Consider the following 3,702-nt stretch of genomic DNA (forward strand, 5'->3'; position numbering starts at 1 on the left):
ATTGGCAGCTCAGGTGGCTGAAAGTGCCGCCACCTATGGCAATGGTCTTGCCTTGCGCAGCGCAGTGGTTTTTGGTGGGGTTGGGATCAATCCCCAAATCGATCGCTTACGCCGCGGCGTGGATCTCTTGGTGGCTACCCCTGGTCGATTGATTGATCTGTATAGCCAAGGAATTATCGAATTCGGCCGCCTTGAGCTTTTGGTGCTTGATGAAGCTGATCGCATGCTCGATATGGGCTTCATCAACGACATCCGCAAAATCTTGCGTTGGTTGCCATCAAAACGTCAAAACTTGATGTTTTCAGCCACCTTTTCAGGCCCGATTCGCAAACTTGCTGAGGGTTTTTTAAATCAACCTGTGCAAATTCAGGTGAACCCTGAAAATCGCACTGCAGATACGGTTGATCAGTGCATTCATCCTGTTGATCAAGGCCGTAAAGGCGCCTTGTTGAGTCATTTAATTCTCAGTAATAATTGGCAGCAGGTGTTGGTGTTTTCTCGCACAAAACACGGCGCTAATAAGTTGGCTGAAAGGCTGATTAAAGAAGGTATTCAAGCTGCTGCAATCCATGGCAACAAAAGCCAAGGTGCCCGCACCAAAGCCCTTAGTGGTTTTAAAGCTGGGGAATTGCGAGTGCTGGTGGCAACTGATATCGCCGCCCGCGGCCTCGATATCGCCCAGTTGCCCCATGTGGTGAATATGGATTTACCCCATGTTCCTGAAGACTATGTGCATCGCATTGGCCGCACCGGTAGGGCGGGCCAAACCGGCCATGCGCTTTCTTTGGTTAGCGCTGATGAACGTGAATTGCTAAAAGCTATTGAATATCTGATCGGTTCTTCCCTGCCACGCCTTGTGGTGCCTGGTTTTGAGCCGGAAAAACCGATCTCTGCAGGCCCTGCGGCAAAGCCAACGGGAAAGCCCCAAGCACGCACTTCTCGCAAACCTGCCGCCGGATCTGCCCAAAGGCGCAAGCCTTCGCGGTAAAGTCGCCCAGAAACCACAGAATTTCTCATGGCGCTTGTTCCGCTACGCCTACTGCTAGATCACGCTGCTGAAAATGGCTACGGCATCCCAGCGTTCAATGTGAACAATTTGGAGCAGGTGCAGTCGATCATGGAGGCAGCCCATGAAACCGATAGCCCAGTAATTCTGCAAGCCTCCCGCGGTGCCCGCCAATATGCGGGTGAAAATTTCCTGCGCCACCTGATCCTGGCGGCTGTTGAAACCTACCCAGATATCCCTGTGGTAATGCACCAAGACCATGGCAATAGCCCTGCCACCTGTTTTGGCGCTGCTGCTAATGGTTTCACTTCAGTGATGATGGATGGCTCCCTTGAAGCCGATGCCAAAACTCCCGCCAGCTACGAATACAACGTGGCGGTTACCAAGGAAGTGGTGAGTGTTGCCCATGCCATCGGCGTGAGTGTTGAAGGTGAACTGGGCTGCCTTGGCTCCCTTGAAACCGGCCAGGGTGAAGCCGAAGATGGCCATGGTTTTGAGGGCACCCTCGATCATTCCCAGCTGTTAACGGATCCAGCAGAAGCTGCTGATTTTGTTACTAAAACCAAAGTTGATGCCTTGGCAATCGCCATTGGCACCAGCCATGGCGCCTATAAATTCACCCGTAAACCCACCGGTGAAGTATTGGCGATTTCAAGGATTGCTGAAATCCATAAGGCCATCCCTAATACCCACTTAGTGATGCACGGCTCTTCATCAGTTCCCCAAGAATGGCTCGATATGATTAATAAATTCGGTGGTGCAATCCCCGAAACCTATGGTGTGCCCGTTGAAGAAATCCAAGAGGGTATTCGCAATGGTGTGCGCAAGGTAAATATCGACACTGATAATCGCTTGGCTTTCACTGCTGCGGTTCGTGAAGCCGCTGCTAAAGATCCCACTAACTTCGATCCTCGCCATTTCAATAAACCCGCCCGCGCTTATATGAAGCAGGTGTGCCTAGATCGTTATCAACAGTTTTGGGCTGCAGGTAATGCAAGCAAGATTAAACAACGCGATATCAATTACTACTCTGGGCTTTATGCAAAAGGCTCCCTTTACGTGTGATTAATTTTTCGGCACTGCGTACGCCGCTGTTGCCGTTATTAGTTTTTATACCCCTGGGTTTGGTGTTTGATCACCAAGGCCAGGGGATTAATCCTTTAATTGTTTTTTTGGTAAACGGCATTGCAATTGTGCCTCTTGCCCAAATAATCAGCCAATCGGTGGAACAGATTGCTGAGCATTTGGGCGATAATTGGGGCGGCATCCTTAATTCCACATTAGGTAATTTAGTTGAATTAGTAATTTCATTTTCAGCTCTTACTGGCGGTTTATACGAAATTGTCTTGGATTCACTCGTTGGGGGGTTGGTTACAAACTTGCTATTGGTTTTAGGTTTGGCTGCATTGTTTGGCGGGCTTAAAAACCGAACTTTGGCATTTAATGCAAAAACAGCCATGTTAAATTCAAAATTATTATTAGCTGTTGTTTTAGTTTCTTTTATTCCCGGGATCCTTGATCATCTTAATAGATTTGATTCCGAGCAGAGCCATGAGCAATACTCAATCATTATGTCTATTGCGTTGTTAATATTCTATGGTTTATCTTTTGTTTATCAATTTTTTACTCACAAAGATTTGTTTAGCAATGCTGCGCTCCCAATTAGCATTGGAGAAATTGATCACGGTAAGAATCAGAATGCTTTATTGATAGGCCCCATCTTGATTCTCTCTATTTCTACATTGGCTTTGGTATTTAGTTCAGAAGCCCTTGTGGATGCGCTTACTGCAACAGCGCAGCGTTTCAATTTGAGTGCTTTTTTTACCGGCGTATTTCTCTTGCCACTTTTTGGTAGTGCCGCAGAATTTGTTGTTTCACTACGGGCAGCTCAACGCAATCGCATGGATCTTGCAGTTGCTTCAACGATTGGATCAAGTGTACAAATTATCTTATTTGTATTGCCAGCTTTGGTTCTTGTTGGGGCATATATAGGTAAGCCGTTGGGAATCTTTTTTAGCCCACAAGCAATGGTAGCCGTACTTGTTGCAGTTTTTTCTGTGGAATGGGTTAGCAGCAATGGCGAACTCGATTGGTTTGAAGGAACTTTTCTATTGATGGTATATTTATTGTTGCTGGTAAGCACCTTTTATTTGCTTTAGTTTTCGTTTTTGCCTGCTTGCTTAGATGTTAAGCGAGTTAACGCAGTATTCAAATTTCGTTCCATAACAAATCGGCGCCCGTCACTCACCACAACTCTCACAAGGGTTGGTAATCCTCCATTGCGAGCTTTTAGATATATAGGCTCCACATAAAGCAAGCCTTTCCCGATTGGTACCACTAACAAATTGCCCTGCACCACCTCTGAACCTTGGCGATTCCAAAGGCCAAATTGACGGCTGATAACAGGATCCTGTTCAATTAGAGCTGATATCTGTTGGGTGCCCAGCAGCAACCTCTGCTGCGGAAAGCGCACCAGCCTTAATTTGCCGTAGGCATTGCCATCATTGCGAGCAGCGAGCCAGCCCACCAAATTGGGGCGCTTTAAGGGAGAAAAAGGTAATAGCAATACAAACTCAGGTCTTTTTTCTCCGGGTAGTTGCAAAGTTACGTGATATGGCCTCACTTCAACACTGCGATTTCCATATATCTCTAAGGGGATATCCCAAACATCATCACCGTTGTAAAAAGTGCGCACA

The 3,702-nt window shown here is 47.0% G+C and carries 4 protein-coding genes; 3 read left to right on the top strand and 1 reads right to left on the bottom strand.

The genetic code is table 11. The features are described 5' to 3' along the window. The 3 genes from KB557_RS09680 to cax form a co-directional block, all read left to right on the top strand. Positions 1–988 (top strand): DEAD/DEAH box helicase (locus tag KB557_RS09680; protein WP_255133674.1); only part of this gene is annotated, 988 nt, incomplete at its 5' end. 27 nt (positions 989–1,015) lie between these two features. Continuing rightward, a complete protein-coding gene (gene fba, locus KB557_RS09685; protein WP_255133676.1) occupies positions 1,016–2,071 on the top strand; it encodes a class II fructose-bisphosphate aldolase in 1,056 nt (351 codons plus the stop codon). After that, positions 2,068–3,165, top strand: coding sequence for a calcium/proton exchanger (gene cax / locus KB557_RS09690; protein WP_255133678.1), 1,098 nt, complete (start codon positions 2,068–2,070; stop codon positions 3,163–3,165). Before fba ends, cax begins: the two co-directional genes overlap by 4 nt. Here cax and KB557_RS09695 read toward each other — a convergent pair. Beyond that, positions 3,162–3,702: UPF0182 family protein (locus tag KB557_RS09695; RefSeq protein ID WP_255133680.1), on the bottom strand; the 541-nt coding region annotated here is incomplete at its 5' end. The two genes, cax and KB557_RS09695, sit on opposite strands and share 4 nt — an antisense overlap.

This window comes from Synechococcus sp. Cruz CV12-2-Slac-r, from assembly GCF_024346075.1.
Classification (GTDB): domain Bacteria; phylum Cyanobacteriota; class Cyanobacteriia; order PCC-6307; family Cyanobiaceae; genus Synechococcus_D.

Bases quoted from the DNA above. Each gene is read 5' to 3' on its own strand.
- fba (WP_255133676.1), top strand. From the start codon at position 1,016: ATGGCGCTTGTTCCGCTACGCCTACTGCTAGATCACGCTGCTGAAAAT.